Below are 19,110 nucleotides of genomic sequence, written 5' to 3' on the forward strand. Positions count from 1 at the left end.
GGCCTGCTGGCCGTGCTTGCGGCCCTCCTTTCCGACCGGCCCGGCCCCTGTGCCGCGCCCGACCACCTGCGAACCGATCCCGTGAAATTCTTCGTCTCCTGCGCCAAGGGCCTGGAATACCTGCTTGCCGATGAACTGTCGGCCCTGGGCCTTGCCAAGGCCACTGCCACCATTGCCGGCGTCAACGCCGAGGGCGAACTGGAGCAGGCGCTGCGGATCGTGATGTGGTCGCGCCTGGCCAGCCGCGTGCTGTGGCCGATCGACGAGTTCGAGTGCCCGGACGAGCAGGCCCTGTATGACGGCGTGCGTGCGCTGCCGTGGCATGAGCACATCAAGCCGGAGATGACCCTGGCGGTGGACGCACATGTGTCCGGCGACAAGATCACCCACGCCCGCTTTGCCGCCCAGCGGATCAAGGACGCCATCGTCGACCGCATGCGCGATGAGGGGCTGGAACGTCCCTCGGTCAACACCGACCTGCCGGACGTGCGCGTCAACCTGTCACTGCGCAAGGGCCGTGCCTCGCTGTCGATCGACCTCGGCGGCGGCCCGCTGCATCGCCGGGGCTGGCGCGGGGCCGCCCACGAGGCACCGCTGAAGGAAAACCTGGCTGCCGCGCTGCTGCTGCGCGCGCAGTGGCCGCGCCTGCACGCCGCCGGTGGTGGCCTGCTGGACCCGATGTGCGGCAGCGGCACGCTGCTGATCGAGGGCGCGCTGATGGCCGCCGACGTCGCTCCCGGCCTGATGCGCCATGGCAGCCTGCCGCCGAGCCGCTGGCTGGGCTTCGACAAGGCCGCCTGGAAGACCATCCAGAGCGAAGCGCGCGACCGTGAGGCCGCAGGCCTGGCCGCGCTGAAGCCGGTCATCCACGGCAGCGACATCGACCCGACCGCGATTCAGGCGGCACGCGAGAATGCCGAGGTCGCGGGCGTCGCCCACGCGATTCGCTTCACCCGCGCCGACGTCGCCGACCTCGCCGCACCGGAGCAGGAGATCGGCGCGGTGGTCTGCAACCCGCCGTACGACGAGCGCCTGGCCGCCGATCCGGCGCTGTACCGCGCACTGGGCAGCGCCCTGCAGAAGGCGGTGCCGCAGTGGCGTGCCAGCCTGCTGTGCGGCAACGACGAACTGGCCTTCGCCACCGGCCTGCGCGCAGGCAAGAAGTACCAGATGTTCAACGGTGCGCTGGAATGCGCGTTGATCGTCTGCGATCCGATCGCCGTGCCGGGCCGCGATCCGGCTCAGCCGCGCGAGCTGAGCGAAGGTGCGCAGATGGTGGCCAACCGCCTGCGCAAGAACCTGAAGAAGTTCAAGAGCTGGCGTGCCCGCGAGGACATCACCTGCTTCCGCGCCTATGACGCCGACCTGCCGGAGTACGCCGCCGCCATCGACGTCTATGAGGAAGACGGCGGCAAGCGCCGTACCTTCCTGCACGTGCAGGAATACGCCGCACCGGCTGCCATTCCGGAGAACGACGTGCGCCGTCGCCGCAACGAACTGCTGGCCGCTGCGCGTGAAGTGTTCGGCGTGCCGCCGGAGCAGGTCTCGATGAAGTCGCGCGAGCGCGGCAAGGGCGGCAGCAAGTATGGCCGCTTCGAGCAGCGTGACGAGTTCATCGTGGTACGCGAGAACAACGCGCTGCTGCAGGTGAATCTGTTCGACTACCTCGATACCGGCCTGTTCCTCGATCATCGCCCGCTGCGCCGGATGATGGCCGAACAGGCGCGTGGCAAGCGTTTCCTCAACCTGTTCTGCTACACCGGCGTGGCCAGCGTGCAGGCCGCGGTGGCCGGTGCCGCCAGTACCACCAGCGTCGACCTGTCGGCCACCTACCTGCAGTGGTGCTACGACAACCTGGCGCTGAACGGGCAGGGCGGCAACCAGCACCTGCTGGTGCAGGCCGATGCGATGGCCTGGCTGGAAGGCGACCGTGGCCAGTACGACGTGATCTTCTGCGACCCGCCGACCTTCTCCAACTCCGCGCGTGCCGATGACTTCGATGTGCAGCGCGAGCAGTTGAAGCTGCTGCGTGCAGCCGTGGCGCGGCTGGCGCCGGGCGGCGTGCTGTATTTCTCGAACAACTTCCGCCGCTTCAAGCTGGAAGAGAACGCCATCGCCGAATTCGCTCAGTGCCGTGAGATCACCGCGCGCACCATCGGTCCGGATTTCGAGCGCAACGCGCGCATCCACCGCGCGTGGGAATTGAAGCGGTTGGGGTGATTCCAGTCGAAAGGGGATGCCGGCCAGCGGCCGGCACTACCCCGTCTGGCCAGTAGATCCACGCCATGCGTGGATGGCGGTTACAGCAACGCCACCAGCAGCCCGGCCACGGGCAGCGTGATCGCCAGCGGCGCGATCCATTTCGGTCGGTACGGGTACAGTCCGAACGACAGCACCACGCCGCCCACGGTCATCATACCCAGCCACAGCACCGGGCCCATCGCCCAGCCGTGGTCGACCACGCACAACGCGAACGCCACCGTCAGCAGGGCCCAACCCAGCACCCGCCACTGCGTGCGCCGTGCCGGGGGAGCTGCAGCCTTGCCGTGCAGGTCGTGCTGGTGCTTTTCCATCGCCAGCGACAGGGCGGTGAACGCGGAGAACGACAGCGTCAGAGCCAGCAGCATCATGCGCTGGCCTCCGCTTCGGCAGCTTCCGCCGCTTCGACCGGTGCCTTGGGTGCAGCGGCTGCGGCCGCGCGCTTCTTCTTCTCGGCCGCACTCAATGGCGGCGTCCAGCGCTGCATGCGCCAGCCGCACAACGCCAGCATCGCGCCGAAGGCGATCATCGACAGATCGAAGCCAGCCAACACCCAGTCTCCATTGCGCAGGGTGATGCCCAGGTGCGCATGCGTGGTCAGCGCGTTGACCACCGGCACCAGCGCGAACGCGGCGGCGCCCAGGTACAGCTGCCACGCCCACATCATCCGCTTCGGCCAGATGAAAGCGGCCAGCAGCGCGCCGCCCCAAGCGTAGAAGAACACGTTGGCTTCCGCACTCGAGCGCTCGGCGATGTCCAGCGGCAGCAGGCGGTTGCCCCAGAAGTAGGCGGCAAAGGCGATCGGCAGGCCGGCCACGGTGCCGATGTTCAGCGCATCCACCAGGCGCAGGCCGAAGCCGATGCGTCCACTCTTGGCATGCTTGGGACGTTCCTTCACCGCCCACAGCACCACGCCGCTGGCGACCATCAGGCAGCCGACCAGGCCGGACAGGAAGAACAGTGCACGCAGGCCCCAGTCGGCAAAGCGTGCCAGATGCAGGCCGTACAGCACGCCGCGGGTGGCGGTGGCGCCACCGGAGGGCGGTGTTTCTTCCAGCAATGCACCGCTGACCATGTCGTAGCGCACGGCCGGGGTGTCGGTGGACAGGCGCTTGCCATCACGCTGGCGGATGTCGATCACCGCATTGGCCGCGCCCGGGTTGGACACGGTGAAGCCGGCCACTTCCACGCCGTGCCAATGCGCACGCGCGCTGTCCAGCAGCTGCGCGATCGGCAGCGGTGTTGCGCGGCCTTCGGCCGGCGCGGTCACCTCCGGCATACCGCCAAAGGCTTCGCTGAAGAACTTGTCCTCGTCCTGTGGGTAGGCGACTTTCACCCCCCACGGCAGGTACATGATCATCAGGGTGACGATGCCGGTGTAGGTGATCATCGCGTGGTAGGGCAGGGCCATCACCGCGCTGACGTTGTGGAAATCGAGCCAGGAGCGCAGGCCCTTGTCCTTGCGGAAGGTGAAGAAGTCCTTGAAGATTTTCTTGTGGGTGATGACGCCGATGATGATCGCCACCAGCATGAACATCGCGCAGAAGCCGACCAGGTAGCGCGCCCACAGCACCGGGATGTAGTGCAGGTCGAAGTGCAGGCGGTAGAAGAAGTCGCCGCCACGGGTCTCGCGCGCCTTCAATGCCTGGCCGGTGTTCGGGTCCAAAGTGGCGTCGCCGAAGCCACCGCGGCGGCCACGGCTGGGGTCGGCCAGTTCCGGCGGCAGCCGCCAGAACATCTGCATGGCCGGGTTGCGCGGCTGCGGCAGGGTGACGAACCAGTTCTCGGCCTGCGTGGCGTTGGCCTGCAGGTAGTCCACCGCGCGCTGCGCGGCGACGTCGATGCTGACGTTGCTGGAGGGCAGCTCCGGGCGCATCCAGCGGCTGATTTCTTCGCGGTAGTAGCTGGCCGTGCCGGCCATGAAAATCAGCAGCAGCAACCAACCGACCAGCAGGCCGGTCCAAGTGTGCAGCCAGGCCATCGACTGGCGGAATCCGTTCTTCATGCCCAGGCCCCCAGCATGCGCGCGATGGCAGCCATCAGCAGGGCGGGAGCGAGAATGCCGACCCACGCACGCAGCGCGCTGCGGGTGGCGAACGCCCACAGCGCCGCGCAGGCGGCCACCAGAATCGCCAGCAGCATGCCGGTCAGCACGGTCTGGCCGCGCGCGCCAGGCAGCGCCACCGCGCAGAACACGCTGGTCACCGAGGCCAGCGCGTAGCCGCCGAAGATTGCAGCCAACGAGCGTGACAGCACGCCCCAGCGCGGGTTGGAGAAGAAGGTGCGGGGGCTGGCGGTTGCGGGCGAGCGGTCCACGGCATTCCTGCAGGATTCAGTGAAAAGGGGACCGGCGCACCGCAGTGCGCCGGGGTTGGCCATCCGTGGCCGGGCGCTGGTCGCAGAACCAGCGCCGTCCATCGGGTTCAGAGCTTCCAGCGCAGCGTCACGGTGACATTGCGTGGTTCGCCCCAGTACACGCCGTTGTAGAAACCGACGTTGTTGAAGTACTTCTTGTCCAGCAGGTTGTTGATGTTCAGTTGGGCGCTGAAATTTTCGTTGAAGCGGTAGCCACCGGCGAGGTTGACCAGGTAGAAGGCGTCCTGGGTGATGTTGGCCTTGCTGCGATCCGCCTTGGTGCTGGTGTTCCAGATACGGCTCTGCCAGGTCACGCCACCACCGAGCCAGAAGCGGCCTTCGATGCCGCCGGGGCGCCAGCTGGTGTTGAGGCGGAAGGTGTCCTGCGGGGCGGTGGTCCGCTGCAGCACACCATCCTTGTTGCGGATGACGGTATGGGCGAAGCCGGCCGAGACGTTCCACTGCTCGCCGATGCTGCCCTGGCTCTCGATCTCCCAGCCCTTCACCTTGTTGCCCTTGCCGGTGGAGCGGTAGGCCTGGCCGCCATCGGGCAGCGAATTCACCGGCACCGAATCGTCGATCTCGGCGACGTTGTCCTGCTTGCCTTCGAACACGGCAGCGGAGGCATTGAGCAGGCCACCGAAGAACTCGGCCTTGACGCCTGCTTCGTACATGTCGCCGACCACCGGCTCCAGGTAATTGCCGTTGCGGTCGCGGTAGTTCTGCGGCTTGAAGATGTCGGTGTAGCTGACATAGCCGCTGAAGATCGAATTGAAGTCGTAGACCAGGCCGGCATACGGAGTGAGCATGTCGTCCGGCCGGTAGCCGGTGCGGGTGGTGCTGTTGCGGTTGCCGTTGGCGTCGTAGCCATAGGCCCACTTGCGGGTTTCCCAGCTGCCATAGCGGGCGCCCACCACGGCCAGCAACGGGTCGGCCAGGCGCAGGCGGGCCGCCACATAGGCGGCGCGCTGGCGCAGCTCGTCCTGCGACGACAGGCGACCCAGGCGGGTCACCGGCAGTACCGGCACCTCGCCGGTCCAGTGGCGCCAGTCGGGCACCTGGGAGTAGCCCGGTGCGCTGGAATCGAACGACATCGCCTCCGATTCGCCCTTGCGCACCGCTTGGCCCAGCCCGAACACCAGTTCATGCTCACGGCCGAACAACTGGAACGGGCCACCGACGTTGACGTCGAACACGTCCATCGTGCTGTGCTCGTTGAAGTGCGAGATGTAGGCGGTGATGCCGGTGCCATCGGCGCGCGGATAGCCGGCCGCGCCGTACCAGACGCTGCCATCGGTATCGCGCACCGCGTGGCTGAGGTTGCCCTTCACCGACCAGCCGTTGCCCAGCTGCTGCTCCAGGCGCGCGAAGCTGGTCTTCTCCACGATCGGCCACGCGCTCCACGAGGCCGACAGGTTGGTCGAGCGCGGCAGGTTGGCTGGCGCGCCATCGGCGCCCCAGTACGGCACCACACCCCAGGTCACGCCGGTGGTGCGCGGCGACTGGTATTCGTAACCCACCTCGAACAGCGTGCTGTCGCTCAGGTCGGCCTGCACGATGCCGTAGAACACGTCCTTGTCCAGCGCATAGACATCACGGAACGAATCGCTCTGCTGCTTGGCGGCGACCACGCGCGCACGGATGCGTCCGTCCCAGGCGACCGGGCCGCCGAGGTCGGCTTCCAGGCGGCGGTTGTTCCAGCGGCCCACGGTGAGGTTGGCGCCCATCTGGAAGGTGTCGGTGGGGCGCTTGCGGATCATGCTGATGGTGCCGGACGGATCGCCGGCGCCGGTGGTCAGGCCGGTGGCGCCGCGGATCACTTCGATGCGCTCGTAGATCACGTTGTCGGTGTTGGTCTTGACCGAGCCACCGAACGTGTTGAGCATGCCGTCGATCTGGAAATTGTCGATGGTGTAGCCGCGCGAGACATAGTTGATGCGCTCGCTGTCGGTGACCGACACGCTGACGCCGGTGACCTGGCCCATCACGTCCGACAGCGAGAACAGGCCCATGTCGTCCAGGCGCTGGCGGGTGATCACCGTTACCGACTGCGGTGTCTCGCGCAGCGACAGGTCCAGCTTGGTCGCACTGCGCGCGCCCTTGACCGTGTAGCTGTTGGGAATCTCGCCATCGGCGGTCACCTTCACGGTGTCCAGCGTGCGCGCGGAGGATTCGGCGGTGCCGTCGGCGTGGGCCAGCGGGGCGATCATCAGTGCGGTCACGGCCAGGGCCAGCAGAGTGGGACGAGGGAGGTTCAGCGGCGTTGCCATCGGTGCGATTCCATGCAGGACGAAACAGGCGATGGAATGCGCAGACACAGCAGCCATGCGCTCCGCGCACGTCGCCCAGCGAGTCCCATCGACGGTGCGCCACCCGCTTGGTGCGGGCGACCCGGTAGTCGGGGGATGTACACGGGCGAAGGGGCGGGTAGGTGCGTGCTTCCGTGCCCCGCTTGGCTAAGCGTACAACCGATTAGCAAATGATAGGCATTCGCATTTCGTTAATCAAGCGTGACGAACTCCGCCCTCCACGCAGGGCGTGGATCGACTGCCGGATGGGTTCCTAGAACCTGAACACTACTGTTGCGGCATGCAGCAGCAGGCCAATCAGGCCACCTACCAGGGTGCCGTTGAAGCGGATGAACTGCAGGTCGCGACCCACACTCAGTTCCAGCTGCTCGACCAGGTGCCGCTCGTCCCAGCTCTTCACGGTCTGCGCGATATGCGTGGTCACGCCTTCGCGCAGGCGGCCGGTCAGACGCTGGGCGCCCTCCAGCAGATGCTGGTTCAGCGCGTCGCGCAGGGCGGGATCGGCCTGCAGGCTGCTGCCCAGCGAGGCCAGGCTGCGCTGCAGGTGCCCGACCAGCGCCGAATCCTCACGCTGCAGATCGGCGCGCAGGCTGGCATGGATGCGTGCCCACAGGCCCTGCACGTAGTCCTGCAGGGCAGGGTGGTCGATCATTTCCTGCTTGAGCTGCTCGATGCGCTCGGCCAGGGCCGGGTCCTCGCGCAGGCGCTGCACGTAGTTCTGCAGCCAGCTCTCGTAGTCCTGGCGCAGCGGATGCTGCGGTTCGGCCAGCACCTGCTGCAGCTCTTCCAGCACCGCCCGCGCCAGGCGTTCGGCCAGGCTGTCGCCGATCTCGTCGATCGGCTTGACCCAGTTCACCGTGCTCGACAACGTCGGCCATTCACGCTGGATATAGCGCACGATCAACTGCGAGGCGCGTTCCTTCACCTCCGGTTGTTCCAGCCAGCGCCCCAGCCGCTGCAGGCCCTCGTCCAGCACGCGCTGGTGGCGCCCATCGGCGGTCAGCAGGGCCAGTAGTTCACCTGCGGTGGCGGCGGCATTCCACTGCCGCAGCTGCTGCACCACGAAGGCATGCAGCTGCCGGCGTACTGCGGTTTCGTCGAAGAAGTCCAGCGCCTGCAGGGCCCAGCCGCGGGCCATGTCGGCCAGCATCCGCGAGCGCGCCGGGTCGGCCAGCCAGCTGCCGAGGCGGCTGGCTGGATCGAATACCTGCAGCTTGGCCAGCAGCACACCTGGCTCCAGGAACTGGTCGCGCACGAACAGCGCCAGGCTGTCGCCGATGCGTTCCTTGCTGCGCGGGATGATCGCGGTGTGCGGGATCGGCAGGCCCATCGGCCGCCGGAACAGCGCGACCACGGCGAACCAGTCGGCCAGTGCGCCCACGGCAGCGGCTTCGCAGAAGGCCGAGACCCAGGCCCAGATACCGCGCTCGCCCTGCCAGTGGCTGACTGCGAAACCGGCCAGCATCAACAGCAACAGGCCCAGCGCGAGGGCTTTCAGGCGCCGCAGCTGAGCGCGGCGCGGATCGTGGGCAGGCGTCATGCGGAAAGTCTAACCGCAGCTTGGTGACGCCTGTCTGTAGAGCCGAGCCCATGCTCGGCTGCCTTGCGCGTGGCAAAGAGCAGCCGAGCATGGGCTCGGCTCTACAGAAGCGCGTCGAGAGCGCTTAGAGCGCTTCCAGCTGCTTGCGCAGCGCGGCCAGCTGCGCGCGCAGGGTGTCGTTCTCGCGGGTCAGCGCGACCACGCGACGGCGCAGGGCCGGTGCATCCTCGCCCAGCTGTTCCAGTGCCGACAGAACCTCGGCATCGCGGCTGGCCACCTCGTCCTCGCTGGGTTCTTCGAAATCCATCTCGGCTGGTTCAGGCTTCGGTGCGCGCGGCTTGCGCTTGGCATCACGCACGCGCTTGGCGGCCTGCTTCAGCTCGTCCTTGCCACCGGCGGCGGCAGCGCGCTGCTCGTCTTCCGGCAGGTCGGCCACAGCCGCAGCGGCGCTGATCGAGATCACGCCGGCCTTCACCGCTTCCACCACCTCGGCCGCAGCCTGGGCGTGGATGCGCTCGATCATGCCGACCTGGCTGGTGCTCAGCTTGGCCTCGCGGGCCAGCTCGGCGCGGCTGATCTTCGGCGCCGGTTCCCACGGCGGGCTGTCCTCACCCGCGTCTTCGACGACGTCGGCGGTGCCGTCGCTCTCGCGCTGCAGCTGGGCCTGCTCGACCTGCTTGCGGGCGGCCAGTATGTCGCGCTTGCGCAGCGCCAGCACACCGCGCTGGAAATCGGACACGCTGCGGCGGCCCAGGTGCTGCTCGATCATCCACAGGTGCACGTCTTCCATGCTCTGGAAGCGGGTGTTCTGCACGGTGTTGAAGGGCAGTCCGTGCTTCTGGCAGATGCCGAAACGGTTGTGGCCATCGACCAGCACATCACCCCACAGCACCAGCGCATCGCGGCAGCCTTCGGCCAGGATGCTGCGCTCCAGCGCGTCATGTTCGTCCGCGGTCAGCGGGTCGATATAGGCCTTGAGTTCTTCTTTGACGACGATATCCATGGGCACGGCAGCGAGCAGGAGCGGAACCGCCCATTGTACCCGCTCGCCACCGCCGGCCCGGGCTCAGGCGGTGGCCCGGATCATCTCGCCCAGGGTGCCGGTGATCTGGTCGATCTGTGCCTTGTCCACGATCAGTGGCGGCGACAGCGCGATGATGTCGCCGGTGCAGCGCACCAGCAACCGGCCGTCATGGAAGCAGCGCCGGAACACCTCGTAGCCACGGCTGCCGGGAGCATCGCGGCGCGGTGCCAGCTCGACCGCGCCGACCAGCCCGAAGTTGCGGATGTCGATCACGTTGGGCAGGCCCTGCAGCGCATGCAGCCGTTCCTGCCAGTACTCGCCCAGCTCGATGGCACGCTCGAACAGGCGCTCCTCGGCATAGACATCCAGCGTCGCCAGCGCTGCGGCGCAGGCCAGCGGATGGCCGGAATGGGTATAGCCATGGAACAGCTCGATGGCCTGCGGCGGGGCCTGCATCAGCGTGGTATGCACGGCGTCGCTGGCCAGCACGCCACCCAGAGGCACCGCGCCGTTGCTGACTGCCTTGGCAAAGGTCAGCAGGTCCGGGGTGACCCCGAAGCGCTGCGCGGCGAACGGCATGCCAACCCGGCCGAAGCCGGTGATGACCTCATCGAACACCAGCAGGATGCCGTGGTGGTCGCACAGCTCGCGCAGGCGCTGCAGGTAGCCGGGTGCGGGCAGGATCACCCCGGCGGAGCCGGCGATGGGCTCGACGAAGACGGCGGCAATGGTGGAGGCGTCGTGCAGCGTGATCAGTCTTTCCAGGTCGTCGGCCAGTTCCGCGCCCTGGCGCGGCAGGCCTTTGCTGAACGCATTGCGCGGCAGGTCCAGGGTGTGGCGCAGGTGGTCCACGCCACCCAGTTGCAGGCCGAACGCCCTGCGGTTGTTGGGCAGCCCGCCCAGTGCCATGCCGCCGAAACCGACGCCGTGATAGGCCTTCTCGCGGCTGATGAAGCGCGTGCGCTGGCCCTCGCCACGCTGGCGGTGGTAGGCCAGCACGATCTTCATCGCGGTATCCACCGCCTCGGAACCGGAGCTGGTGAAGAACACGTGGTTGAGCGGGCCCGGCGCCAGTGCAGCCAGCCGCTGCGCCAGCGCGAAGGCCGGCGGCGAGCCCATCTGGAAGGCCGGCGAATAGTCGAGGGTGCGTGCCTGCTCGACGATAGCCTCGACAATGCGTGGGCGGGCATGGCCGGCGTTGCAGCACCACAGGCCGGCAGTGCCATCGAGGATCTGGCGGCCGTCGACATCCTCATAGTGCATGCCTTCGGCGCGTACCAGCATGCGCGGCGCGGCCTTGTACTGGCGGTTGGCGGTGAACGGCATCCAGTACGCGTCCAGTGACTCGGGGCGCTGGGTGGCCAGGTCGTGCAGGTCGCTTTCGGGACGCTTCATGCCGGCTCCGTCGGGTCCGATGCGACGAATGTAGCGCAGCCGCGTCACGGCGGAGTCGCGGCGGTCCCGGTATAACCAAGGCTCGTTGAATGTTGGAGCTTCCCATGGCTGATTTCCCCGACCGTAGCCATTGGCAGGCGCTGGCCCTCCAGCTGTCGATGCCGGGCCAGGCCTTCATCGACGGCCGCTATGTCGATGCCGCCAGTGGCGCCCGCTTCGACTGCATCAGCCCGATCGACGGTCGCGTGCTGGTTGCGGTTGCCGACTGCGACGCGCAGGATGTCGAGCGCGCGGTCCTGGCCGCGCGACGCAGCTTCGAGGCGGGCCACTGGTCGCAGGCCACTCCGGCCCATCGCAAGCGCGTGCTGCTGGCGCTGGCGGCATTGGTGGACGCGCACGCCGATGAACTGGCCCTGCTGGAAACCCTGGACATGGGCAAGCCGGTGCGTGACGCGCGCCGTATCGACCTGCCCGGCGTGGTGCGCTGCCTGCGCTGGACCGCCGAAGCGGTGGACAAGCTGTACGGTGAGGTCGCGCCCACCGGCCCGCACGAGCTGGGGCTGGTCACGCGCGAGGCCGCTGGGGTAGTGGCGGCCATCGTGCCGTGGAATTTCCCGCTGTTGATGGCGTGCTGGAAGATCGCACCGGCCTTGGCCATGGGCAACTCGGTGGTGCTCAAGCCTTCCGAGCGGTCACCGCTGAGTGCGCTGCGGCTGGCCGCACTGGCCGCCGAGGCGGGCCTGCCGGAGGGCGTACTGAACGTTTTGCCCGGCCACGGTGCGCGCGTCGGTGAACCGTTGGCCCTGCACATGGACGTGGACGTGCTGGCCTTCACCGGTTCCACTGCCACCGGCGCGAAGCTGCTGGAGTATTCCGGGCGATCCAACCTCAAGCGGGTCTGGCTGGAATGCGGTGGCAAGAGCCCGCATGTGGTGTTCGCCGACGCCCCCGATCTGGACGTCGTCGCCAAGGCGGTGGCACAGGGCATCTTCTTCAACCAGGGCGAAGTCTGTACTGCCGGCTCCCGGCTGCTGGTCCAGCGCTCGATCCGCGAGGATTTCGTGCATCAAGTGATCGCCCATGGCCAGCACATGCAGCCGCAGCATCCGCTGGAGGCCGATGCACCGATGGGCGCACTGGTCGATGCCGCGCATCTGGACAAGGTGATGGACGATATCGCACGCGCAGAAGGCGAGGGCGCGCGGCTGCTGCTGGGTGGGCGACGGGCCGAGGTCGAGGCCGGCGGCAGCTATGTGCAGCCGACAGTGTTCGACCAGGTGCGCCCGGAGCAGGCCTTGGCTCGTGAGGAAGTATTCGGGCCGGTGCTGGCCGTACTCGGCTTCGACGACGAGGCCGAAGCGGTGCGCCTGGCCAATGACAGTCGCTACGGCCTGGCCGCGGGCCTGTGGACGCGTGATCTCAGCCGCGCCCATCGGGTCGCGCGGCAGTTGCGCGCGGGTAGTGTCTGGGTGAACGGCTGGGATGGTGGCGACATGACCGCCCCGTTTGGTGGTTACAAGCAGTCCGGCAATGGGCGGGACAAGTCACTGCATGCGTTCGACAAGTACAGCGAGATCAAGGCTACCTGGATCCAGTTGTGACGACGCGATTGCTGGATGGCTGTTCGCTCTTTGTAGAGTCGAGCCATGCTCGACTGCCGTTCGTTCTTCTGTAGCGCCGAGCCATGCTCGGCTGCGTCTCGGCAAGAGCAGTCGAGCATGGCTCGACTCTACAAAGGCGTGCCCGCTACCGGCAGCGGGTGCTCACCTGCAGCACTGCCGCACGCAGCATGTCGCGGTCGGCTTCTTCGACGGCGTTCTGGAAATAGTCCATGTCCTGCTTGCCCAGCTCGCACGGGTCGACGATGTACCCCGGTGGCCACAACCCCAGCAGCTGCGCCACGCCATGCACGATCTGCTCGGGGGTCATCTGCCGACGGATCCGGAAGTAATTGCGGCGCGGCCCGAACGCGGGATGGACCTCGCGGCGGCCGATCAGGCGTGGCGCCACGCCCGCCGCGCTGATGCCGTCACCGCCATCGATGCTGCCCGCGGGCAGATCCAGCATCAGTGGCGTCGTTGCAGGCCGTTCCTCGGAAGAGGGTGTGCTGGCATCCGCGGGTGCCGCTGGGGTCGGGCGTGGCGCTGTCGAGGGGGCCGGACGCGTTGCCTCTGCGGTGGGGTGTGCCGGGCGTTGTTGCGTCGGCACGGGTTGCTCCGGAGGTATCCAGCGCAATGAAATCCTGGCACCTTCCTCGCTGCGCAGCGTCATCCTGCCACTGCCCAGCAGCCACACTGCCATCAACCCATGCACCAGCAGCACCACCAGCCATGCCGCCATGCGCGGCAGCTTCGGCGAATCGGACCACGACAGCGCGACTGCAGTCATTGGCAAAGCATCCATGCAGGGACCGGTGGCGCAGACTAGCGGGCGGCCCGAAAAATTCCGTTGGCATCGGTGTCGGCTGAAACCATCGCCCCGTGTGGCCATCGGCCCGTGGCAGAATCGGGCGATCCGCCGTTACCCGTGTTGCCGATGTCGACGATCACCGCTGCCGCGCCGCCCGTGAATTCCCCCAGTCGAGTCCTGCTGGCCAGCCTGATCGGCACCACCATCGAGTTCTTCGATTTCTACATCTACGCCACGGCTGCAGTGCTGGTGTTCCCGCACCTGTTCTTCCCGGACAGCAGTGAACAGGCGGCGCTGCTGCAGTCACTGGCAACGTTTGCGGTCGCGTTCATCGCGCGCCCGGTGGGCTCGGCGGTGTTCGGCCACTTCGGTGACCGCATCGGCCGCAAGGCCACGCTGGTGGCCGCGCTGCTGACCATGGGCCTGTCCACGGTGCTGATCGGCCTGCTGCCCACCCATGCCCAGATCGGCCTGTGGGCCCCTGCGCTGCTGGCGCTGTGCCGCTTCGGCCAGGGTCTGGGCCTGGGCGGGGAATGGGGCGGGGCGGTGCTGCTGGCCACCGAGAACGCACCGCCAGGCAAGCGCGCCTGGTACGGCATGTTCCCGCAGCTGGGCGCGCCGCTCGGCTTTCTGCTGTCAGCCGGCATCTTCCTCGTGCTGGGCCGCTGCCTGAGCCAGGACGACTTCCTGCAGTGGGGCTGGCGCATTCCGTTCGTGGCCAGCGCGCTGCTGGTCGGCCTTGGCCTGTGGGTGCGCCTGAACATCCACGAGACACCCGATTTCAAGAAGGCGCTGGAGCGCAAGGCGCCGGTGCGGCTGCCGATGTGGACGGTGCTGCGTGACCATCCGGTGCCCATGCTGCTGGGCACCCTGGGCGCGTTCGCCACCTTCGTGCTGTTCTACCTGATGACGGTGTTCAGTCTCGGCCATGGCACTGCGGTGCTGGGCTACAGCCGCGAGCAGTTCCTGCTGATGCAGATGGCCGGCATGCTGTTCTTCGCACTGGGCATCCCGCTGTCGGCGCGCTATGGCGACCGGTGGGGCACGCGGCGCACGATGATCGTCGCCAGCGTACTGATCGTCGGCTTCGGTGTGCTGTTCGCGCCGCTGTTCCAGCCGCACAGCCCGTGGCTGGTCACCGGCTTTCTGTGCCTGGGCCTGTTCCTGATGGGCTTGACCTACGGCCCCTGCGGCACCTTCCTGGCCGAGATCTACCCGGTGGAGGTGCGCTATACCGGCGCGTCGCTGTCATTCAACCTGGCCGGCATCCTCGGTGCGGCACCGGCGCCGTACCTGGCCACCTGGCTGGCCGAACGCTTCGGCCTGGTCGCGGTCGGCTACTACCTGTGCCTGACGGCGGTGGCGACCCTGTGCGCGCTGGTGGCACTGCACCGGCGCGCGCTGCAGCTCAACCAAAGAAGCGCTTGAGCGTGCGCCCCAGCCAACCGCCGCCCTGGTGTTCGCGGGCGAACTGGTTCAGGTGCGCCTTGACCTGTTCGGCATAGGCCTGGTCATCACCGCGGATGTGGTTGAACAGCCAGCGCGAGAGCATGGTCCGCAGTTCATCGCTGATGTCCTCGCCGGCCTGAAAGCGCATGCGGTGTTCCGATACCCGCTTGATGAAGACCTCATGCACGCGCTTGTGCGCGGCACAGAATGGATAGCCCGCTTCCTCCATCAGCTCTTCCTCGAACGCGAAGTGCGACATGGTGTAGTCCACCACCTCATCGATCACCTCACCCACCGCCGCACGCTGCAGGCTGGCCTGGGCCACGTGCAGGTGGTTGAGCATCTCGATGATGCGGCGGTGTTGTTGGTCGATCACATCGATGCCGATGTTCAGATCGTCCTGCCAGACCAGTAGTGCCATCCCCGGCTCCCCTTCATGCGTATGTCGGGGCCGACTGTAGAACTGCCGCGCGGGTGCGGCGTTGATCTGGATCAAAGCGGGCCGGTCAGGGCAGGGCAGGCTCGCGCGGGCGCAGCGGGCTGGCCACCGTGGTGCAGCTGACCCGGTTGCGGCCACCGGCCTTGGCCAGGTACAGCTGGCGGTCGGCCTCGGAGATCAACCGGTGCAGCGCATCACGCTGCGGGCGCAGGCAGCACAGGCCGATGCTGACCGTCATGCGCAGGGTGGCGGTGCCGATGTCCACTTCCAGTGCGGCGATGCGCTGGCGCAGTTCCTCGAAGTACAGCAGCGCCTCGTCCTGTTCCATGTCCGGCACCAGCAGGCAGAACTCCTCGCCGCCGAAGCGTGCGATCAGGTCCTGGCTGCGCGCATGTGCGGCTACCGCGCCGGCCACCGCACGCAGTGCGTCGTCGCCGGCTTCATGGCCATGGGTGTCATTGATGTGCTTGAAGTGGTCGATGTCGATCATCGCCACCGCCACGCACTGGCCATGCAGCTGCAGCTGAGGCAGCTGGCGCTGGCTCTGCTCCAGGAAGCAGCGGCGGTTGGGCAGGCCGGTCAGGAAGTCGCGGGTGGCCAGATCCTGCAGGGTGCCGATCAGTTCCAGCTGGTCCACGTTCTGCGAGACACGGCAGAAGAATTCCTCGCGCGAGAACGGTTTGCGCAGGAAGTCATTGGCACCGTTCTTCAGGAAGCGCGGGATCAGCGAGGCATCGGTATTGCCGGAGATGCCGATCACCGCCACCTTGTCGCGCGAGCGCAGGGTGCGCAGGCGGCGGGTGAATTCCACGCCCTGCATGCCGGGCATTTCCTGGTCGACCACCGCCAGGCGGATTGCCGGATGCGCCTCGATTGCAGCCAGGCCCTCGTTGCCGTCGGCCGCTTCGTGCACCTCATGGCCATACATGCGCAGCAGGGCGGCGGCATAGCCACGCGCGGACGGCGAATCGTCCACCACCAGCGCGGCGATGCGGCGGTTGCGTTCCAGCCGCTGCACCAGCCACACCAGGTAGTCGATGCTGCCCGGGGTGTTCTTCAGCACGTAGTCGATGATCTGCTGCTGCAGCACGCGCTTGCGCAGGTCCTCGTCGTACACGCCGCTGACCACCACGGTGGGCAGGTCGCGCTTGAGGAAGAACTCGACCACCGCATCACGGTCGCCGTCGGCCAGCACCAACCCGGTCAGCACCAGGAACCAGCCGCCGCCTTCGCTGAGCAGGCGATCGGCCTCGGCGAGGGTGGAAGCGATCACCACCGGCAGTTCCAGGCGCTGTTCGATGGCTTCGCGCAGCATGCCGGTGAACGCACGGGAATTTTCGACCAGCAGGATCCGCTGTGGCAGGGGATCGGCCAGGTCGCCATCGACGGCGGCCTGCGGCAGGACGGGCATGATGCGGTGGCTCACGAAGGAGGGCTCGGCACGGATAGCGGCGGTTTCGGGTGTAACTTTAGCGGCGAACGTTGCGCGCTGGGCCAGATTCCGTGTCAGGCCGCCGCTGGCGCCGCGTGGCTGATCGATTCATGCAGGACCAGTCGCAGCCGATTGCCCCGGCAGTTGACCTTGCCGCCGTAAGCAAGCATTCGACCGGCCAGGCGCTCGACGGCCTGGTCGGTGGTGCGTGCCGACAGCGTGCAACCACGGTCGAGCAGGCTCACGACAGCAACGATGCCGCGACGTCCGCCCGCCCGGCCACTTCGGGCACGCACGCAGACCTGCCCGGTCTCCAGCTCCAGCAGCAGTGACACCGCCTCGATCAAGGAGCGATAGATGGCCAGTTGCAGATCTACAGTCAGCAGACAAGGGTTACCCGCCAGCCTGGGCGGAATGACGCGATGCGTGTTGTTCCAGATCTCGCATGCGCCGCCTGCTTGCAGCGCGATGTACAACCCGACCTGCTCCTGCCCGGTGGGGTAGACCATGCTGGCCTGCTCGCGGAACAGACGTGAGTGCACGGATGACGCGTGTTGCAGGCTGTTCGCCACGGCATGATGACCCTGATCCTTCAGCCAGCTGACCATCTCACTGAGCGAACTGTCCATGCCCTCGCCTAGATGCTTCAGATGGGCCGCGCGTTCACGCAGCTCACGCTCGCTGGTCTGGTGGGAACTGCGTGCCAGACGCAGGGCGTTCCGTTCAGCCTGCCAACGGGCCTGTGCGCGTTGATGGTGATAGCTGATGCTGGATCCGAGTGCGAGCAATGCGACGCTGATCACAGCCATGTTCTGTTGGGTGGCGAACGTACCGAGGTCGAAAGAGGAGGGCAGGCCGGTACTGGGCGTAGCGCCGTGAAGTGGGAGATTCAACAGCGGAATCGCGATGGCAGCGCCACGCCAGCCATGCATGAAGGTCAGGGCGATGGCAGGCAGAGCCGCCAGCAGGACAAGGTGTGTGCGGGTGGTATGGGCGCTGCTGTCTGTCAGTTGCATGCCCAACCCCAGTATCAGCATCGCCAGGATCGCCGCAGCTGTAGGCGCGACAAAGCGGGTGCTCCAACTGGGATCCACGTGCCGCTGCGCCCAAAGAAAGGCCAGTGGGAGCAGGGTAATGATGGCCGCGAAGTGGCCAAAGATCGTTCGGTCGACCGCGTCCAGCAGGTTGCTCGGCGGAGGATTCGACCAGAGGACATATGAAATGCTCAGGTTGAGAGCCGGGACGAACAGTGCCGTGCAGATCGACAACGACAGCAGCCAGAGGCCGGTGGCTGCCTCGGACGGCATTCTCCTTCGATGCAGGTAGACCACCAGCATCGCCATCGGCATCAGCAGTGTCGAAGCCAGAATGACCCAATCCAGGCCATAGGAGTCGATCATAGGAATGCGCAGCGTTGCGAAGTACGCATACTCGCCCAGCAGCAGGTAGGGCCACAGACGGGTCGGGACGATCAGCAGCGCCGCTGCCCGGATACCTGCGGGCAGGAAGAACTGATCCAGCGAGAACTGACGCGATATGAGGCAGCTGGCAGCATAGGTGGCGGCCAGCACAAGACCGACCGGACGGATCCGGAAGCTCAGCTCAATTGCCTTCTTGAATCGGTCCAAGCCTGAGCCTCCCATGCTCCGGGGCATCACGCCAAGCCCGATGTGGACACTATCTGTAGACGAAAGGACGTGCAATCTCTACGGGGGGCATAGGGCGCCCACAGGGTGCTGGTAGTTGGTTCCTGATCTTCCGCGGCGGACGCAGTTTTCCACATTGCATCCAGATGCGCGCTGCTATGTATCAAGAGGGCCCATAGACATATAGTGGTCCTTGAATGCCCAGGTGAGGCGAGGGTGCCGTGCGGCGGAGCATTGACGGCGGTGCCCGGCTCAACAGGGTGGGAGTTTCATCGTGCTCTTCGTTTTCTTTATCGAGGAAAAAAAATGCGAGTAACTAATGCTGGGGCGGTGTTGGGAGTGGTCATCGCCGCTGGGCTGCCGATGGCGGTTTGGGCACAGTCTGACGATCACGGTATCCGTTTGAGCCGGCAGGGGCTGGGGGAGGCATTCCCTGCGACGGTCAATCTGAGCCAGGATCCTGCTTGGCAGGTCTACGGTTTCCAGCGTGATGGTATTTCCTATTTCCAGGTAAATGACCTCGCTGGTCGCGTCCAGGTCATCATAGGCAACGCTGGTGGAGTTTTCTGGGCGCTCCCGGCCGGCAAGGCGCAGATACCTGTGTCGTTGCCAGGCCAGCCGTTGCCAGTACCAGGCAATGCAATCCGCTCGCTGGTCTATCGCGGAAATGGTTTCGTGTTGGTGCGCTACAGCGCCGGTACAAGTGCGGTCTGGGCCATCGAAACGCAGTAATCACTGGTCAGCAGGTGGCAAACATCACCTGTTGGTCAACCGTTCTCAGCCAAATCTCGGTCAGCCATGTGTCCGTTCACCGGCACGCCGGTGCGACTGTGGTCAGGCGTTCACCCGATTT

The 19,110-nt window shown here is 66.7% G+C and carries 15 protein-coding genes; 4 read left to right on the top strand and 11 right to left on the bottom strand.

Translation table 11 applies throughout. The annotated features are described in order from the left end of the window. Nucleotides 1-81 precede the first annotated feature (81 nt). Nucleotides 82-2,220, top strand: coding sequence for a bifunctional 23S rRNA (guanine(2069)-N(7))-methyltransferase RlmK/23S rRNA (guanine(2445)-N(2))-methyltransferase RlmL (gene rlmKL / locus ACW5IY_RS07490; protein WP_049436519.1), 2,139 nt, complete (start codon nucleotides 82-84; stop codon nucleotides 2,218-2,220). Between the two features lie 80 nt (nucleotides 2,221-2,300). Here rlmKL and ACW5IY_RS07495 read toward each other — a convergent pair whose 3' ends face one another. The 7 genes from ACW5IY_RS07495 to aptA form a co-directional block, all read right to left on the bottom strand. Continuing rightward, nucleotides 2,301-2,630 (bottom strand): DUF3325 domain-containing protein, encoded by a 330-nt coding sequence (locus ACW5IY_RS07495; protein ID WP_049436520.1) that lies wholly within the window; start codon nucleotides 2,628-2,630, stop codon nucleotides 2,301-2,303. Beyond that, nucleotides 2,627-4,264: a PepSY-associated TM helix domain-containing protein gene (locus ACW5IY_RS07500; protein WP_457327118.1), complete on the bottom strand. Its 1,638-nt coding sequence runs from the start codon at nucleotides 4,262-4,264 to the stop codon at nucleotides 2,627-2,629. The genes ACW5IY_RS07495 and ACW5IY_RS07500 overlap by 4 nt, the downstream gene beginning before the upstream one ends. After that, nucleotides 4,261-4,575, bottom strand: a complete 315-nt coding sequence (locus ACW5IY_RS07505; RefSeq protein ID WP_010486186.1) for a DUF3649 domain-containing protein — start codon at nucleotides 4,573-4,575, stop codon at nucleotides 4,261-4,263. The genes ACW5IY_RS07500 and ACW5IY_RS07505 overlap by 4 nt, the downstream gene beginning before the upstream one ends. Before the next feature lie 107 nt (nucleotides 4,576-4,682). After that, entirely contained in the window at nucleotides 4,683-6,884 is a 2,202-nt protein-coding gene (locus ACW5IY_RS07510) for a TonB-dependent siderophore receptor (RefSeq protein ID WP_049436522.1), read from the bottom strand. 292 nt (nucleotides 6,885-7,176) lie between these two features. Further along, entirely contained in the window at nucleotides 7,177-8,463 is a 1,287-nt protein-coding gene (locus ACW5IY_RS07515) for a DUF445 domain-containing protein (protein WP_049436523.1), read from the bottom strand. 124 nt (nucleotides 8,464-8,587) lie between these two features. Beyond that, nucleotides 8,588-9,466 (bottom strand): ParB N-terminal domain-containing protein, encoded by an 879-nt coding sequence (locus ACW5IY_RS07520; RefSeq protein ID WP_049436524.1) that lies wholly within the window; start codon nucleotides 9,464-9,466, stop codon nucleotides 8,588-8,590. 63 nt (nucleotides 9,467-9,529) lie between these two features. Beyond that, entirely contained in the window at nucleotides 9,530-10,882 is a 1,353-nt protein-coding gene (gene aptA / locus ACW5IY_RS07525) for an omega-aminotransferase AptA (RefSeq protein ID WP_049436525.1), read from the bottom strand. A 104-nt stretch (nucleotides 10,883-10,986) separates the two neighbouring features. On the opposite strand from aptA, the gene ACW5IY_RS07530 reads away from it, so the two are divergent. Then, entirely contained in the window at nucleotides 10,987-12,483 is a 1,497-nt protein-coding gene (locus ACW5IY_RS07530; RefSeq protein ID WP_049436526.1) for an aldehyde dehydrogenase, read from the top strand. A gap of 145 nt (nucleotides 12,484-12,628) precedes the next feature. On the opposite strand, the gene ACW5IY_RS07535 is transcribed toward ACW5IY_RS07530, so the two are convergent. Next, the gene (locus tag ACW5IY_RS07535; protein ID WP_049436527.1) at nucleotides 12,629-13,270 is read right to left on the bottom strand and encodes a hypothetical protein; all 642 of its coding nucleotides are present in this window, start codon (nucleotides 13,268-13,270) and stop codon (nucleotides 12,629-12,631) included. 147 nt (nucleotides 13,271-13,417) lie between these two features. Between ACW5IY_RS07535 and ACW5IY_RS07540 the strand changes: the two genes are divergently transcribed. After that, nucleotides 13,418-14,719 (top strand): MFS transporter, encoded by a 1,302-nt coding sequence (locus tag ACW5IY_RS07540; protein WP_019337132.1) that lies wholly within the window; start codon nucleotides 13,418-13,420, stop codon nucleotides 14,717-14,719. Here the strand turns inward: ACW5IY_RS07540 and ACW5IY_RS07545 are convergent. The 3 genes from ACW5IY_RS07545 to ACW5IY_RS07555 all read right to left on the bottom strand — a co-directional run bounded on the left by ACW5IY_RS07545 (nucleotide 14,700) and on the right by ACW5IY_RS07555 (nucleotide 18,239). Then, nucleotides 14,700-15,161, bottom strand: coding sequence for a bacteriohemerythrin (locus ACW5IY_RS07545; protein WP_049436528.1), 462 nt, complete (start codon nucleotides 15,159-15,161; stop codon nucleotides 14,700-14,702). The genes ACW5IY_RS07540 and ACW5IY_RS07545 overlap by 20 nt on opposite strands. 85 nt (nucleotides 15,162-15,246) lie before the next feature. Then, on the bottom strand, nucleotides 15,247-16,590 hold the full coding sequence (locus ACW5IY_RS07550) for a diguanylate cyclase (protein WP_012510568.1): 1,344 nt from the start codon (nucleotides 16,588-16,590) through the stop codon (nucleotides 15,247-15,249). Nucleotides 16,591-16,685: 95 nt separating this feature from the next. Next, nucleotides 16,686-18,239, bottom strand: coding sequence for an MASE1 domain-containing protein (locus ACW5IY_RS07555; protein ID WP_049436529.1), 1,554 nt, complete (start codon nucleotides 18,237-18,239; stop codon nucleotides 16,686-16,688). A 357-nt stretch (nucleotides 18,240-18,596) separates the two neighbouring features. Between ACW5IY_RS07555 and ACW5IY_RS07560 the strand changes: the two genes are divergently transcribed. Next, complete coding sequence (locus ACW5IY_RS07560; protein ID WP_239682843.1) at nucleotides 18,597-18,989, top strand: hypothetical protein; 393 nt, start codon at nucleotides 18,597-18,599, stop codon at nucleotides 18,987-18,989. Nucleotides 18,990-19,110 lie beyond the last annotated feature (121 nt).

The sequence above is a fragment of the Stenotrophomonas sp. C-A genome, assembly GCF_054030835.1.

Bases quoted from the DNA above. Each gene is read 5' to 3' on its own strand.
- ACW5IY_RS07495 (WP_049436520.1), bottom strand. From the start codon at position 2,630: ATGATGCTGCTGGCTCTGACGCTGTCGTTCTCCGCGTTCACCGCCCTG.
- ACW5IY_RS07500 (WP_457327118.1), bottom strand. From the start codon at position 4,264: ATGAAGAACGGATTCCGCCAGTCGATGGCCTGGCTGCACACTTGGACC.
- ACW5IY_RS07510 (WP_049436522.1), bottom strand. From the start codon at position 6,884: ATGGCAACGCCGCTGAACCTCCCTCGTCCCACTCTGCTGGCCCTGGCC.
- ACW5IY_RS07515 (WP_049436523.1), bottom strand. From the start codon at position 8,463: ATGACGCCTGCCCACGATCCGCGCCGCGCTCAGCTGCGGCGCCTGAAA.
- ACW5IY_RS07520 (WP_049436524.1), bottom strand. From the start codon at position 9,466: ATGGATATCGTCGTCAAAGAAGAACTCAAGGCCTATATCGACCCGCTG.
- aptA (WP_049436525.1), bottom strand. From the start codon at position 10,882: ATGAAGCGTCCCGAAAGCGACCTGCACGACCTGGCCACCCAGCGCCCC.
- ACW5IY_RS07530 (WP_049436526.1), top strand. From the start codon at position 10,987: ATGGCTGATTTCCCCGACCGTAGCCATTGGCAGGCGCTGGCCCTCCAG.
- ACW5IY_RS07535 (WP_049436527.1), bottom strand. From the start codon at position 13,270: ATGACTGCAGTCGCGCTGTCGTGGTCCGATTCGCCGAAGCTGCCGCGC.
- ACW5IY_RS07540 (WP_019337132.1), top strand. From the start codon at position 13,418: ATGTCGACGATCACCGCTGCCGCGCCGCCCGTGAATTCCCCCAGTCGA.
- ACW5IY_RS07545 (WP_049436528.1), bottom strand. From the start codon at position 15,161: ATGGCACTACTGGTCTGGCAGGACGATCTGAACATCGGCATCGATGTG.
- ACW5IY_RS07550 (WP_012510568.1), bottom strand. From the start codon at position 16,590: ATGCCCGTCCTGCCGCAGGCCGCCGTCGATGGCGACCTGGCCGATCCC.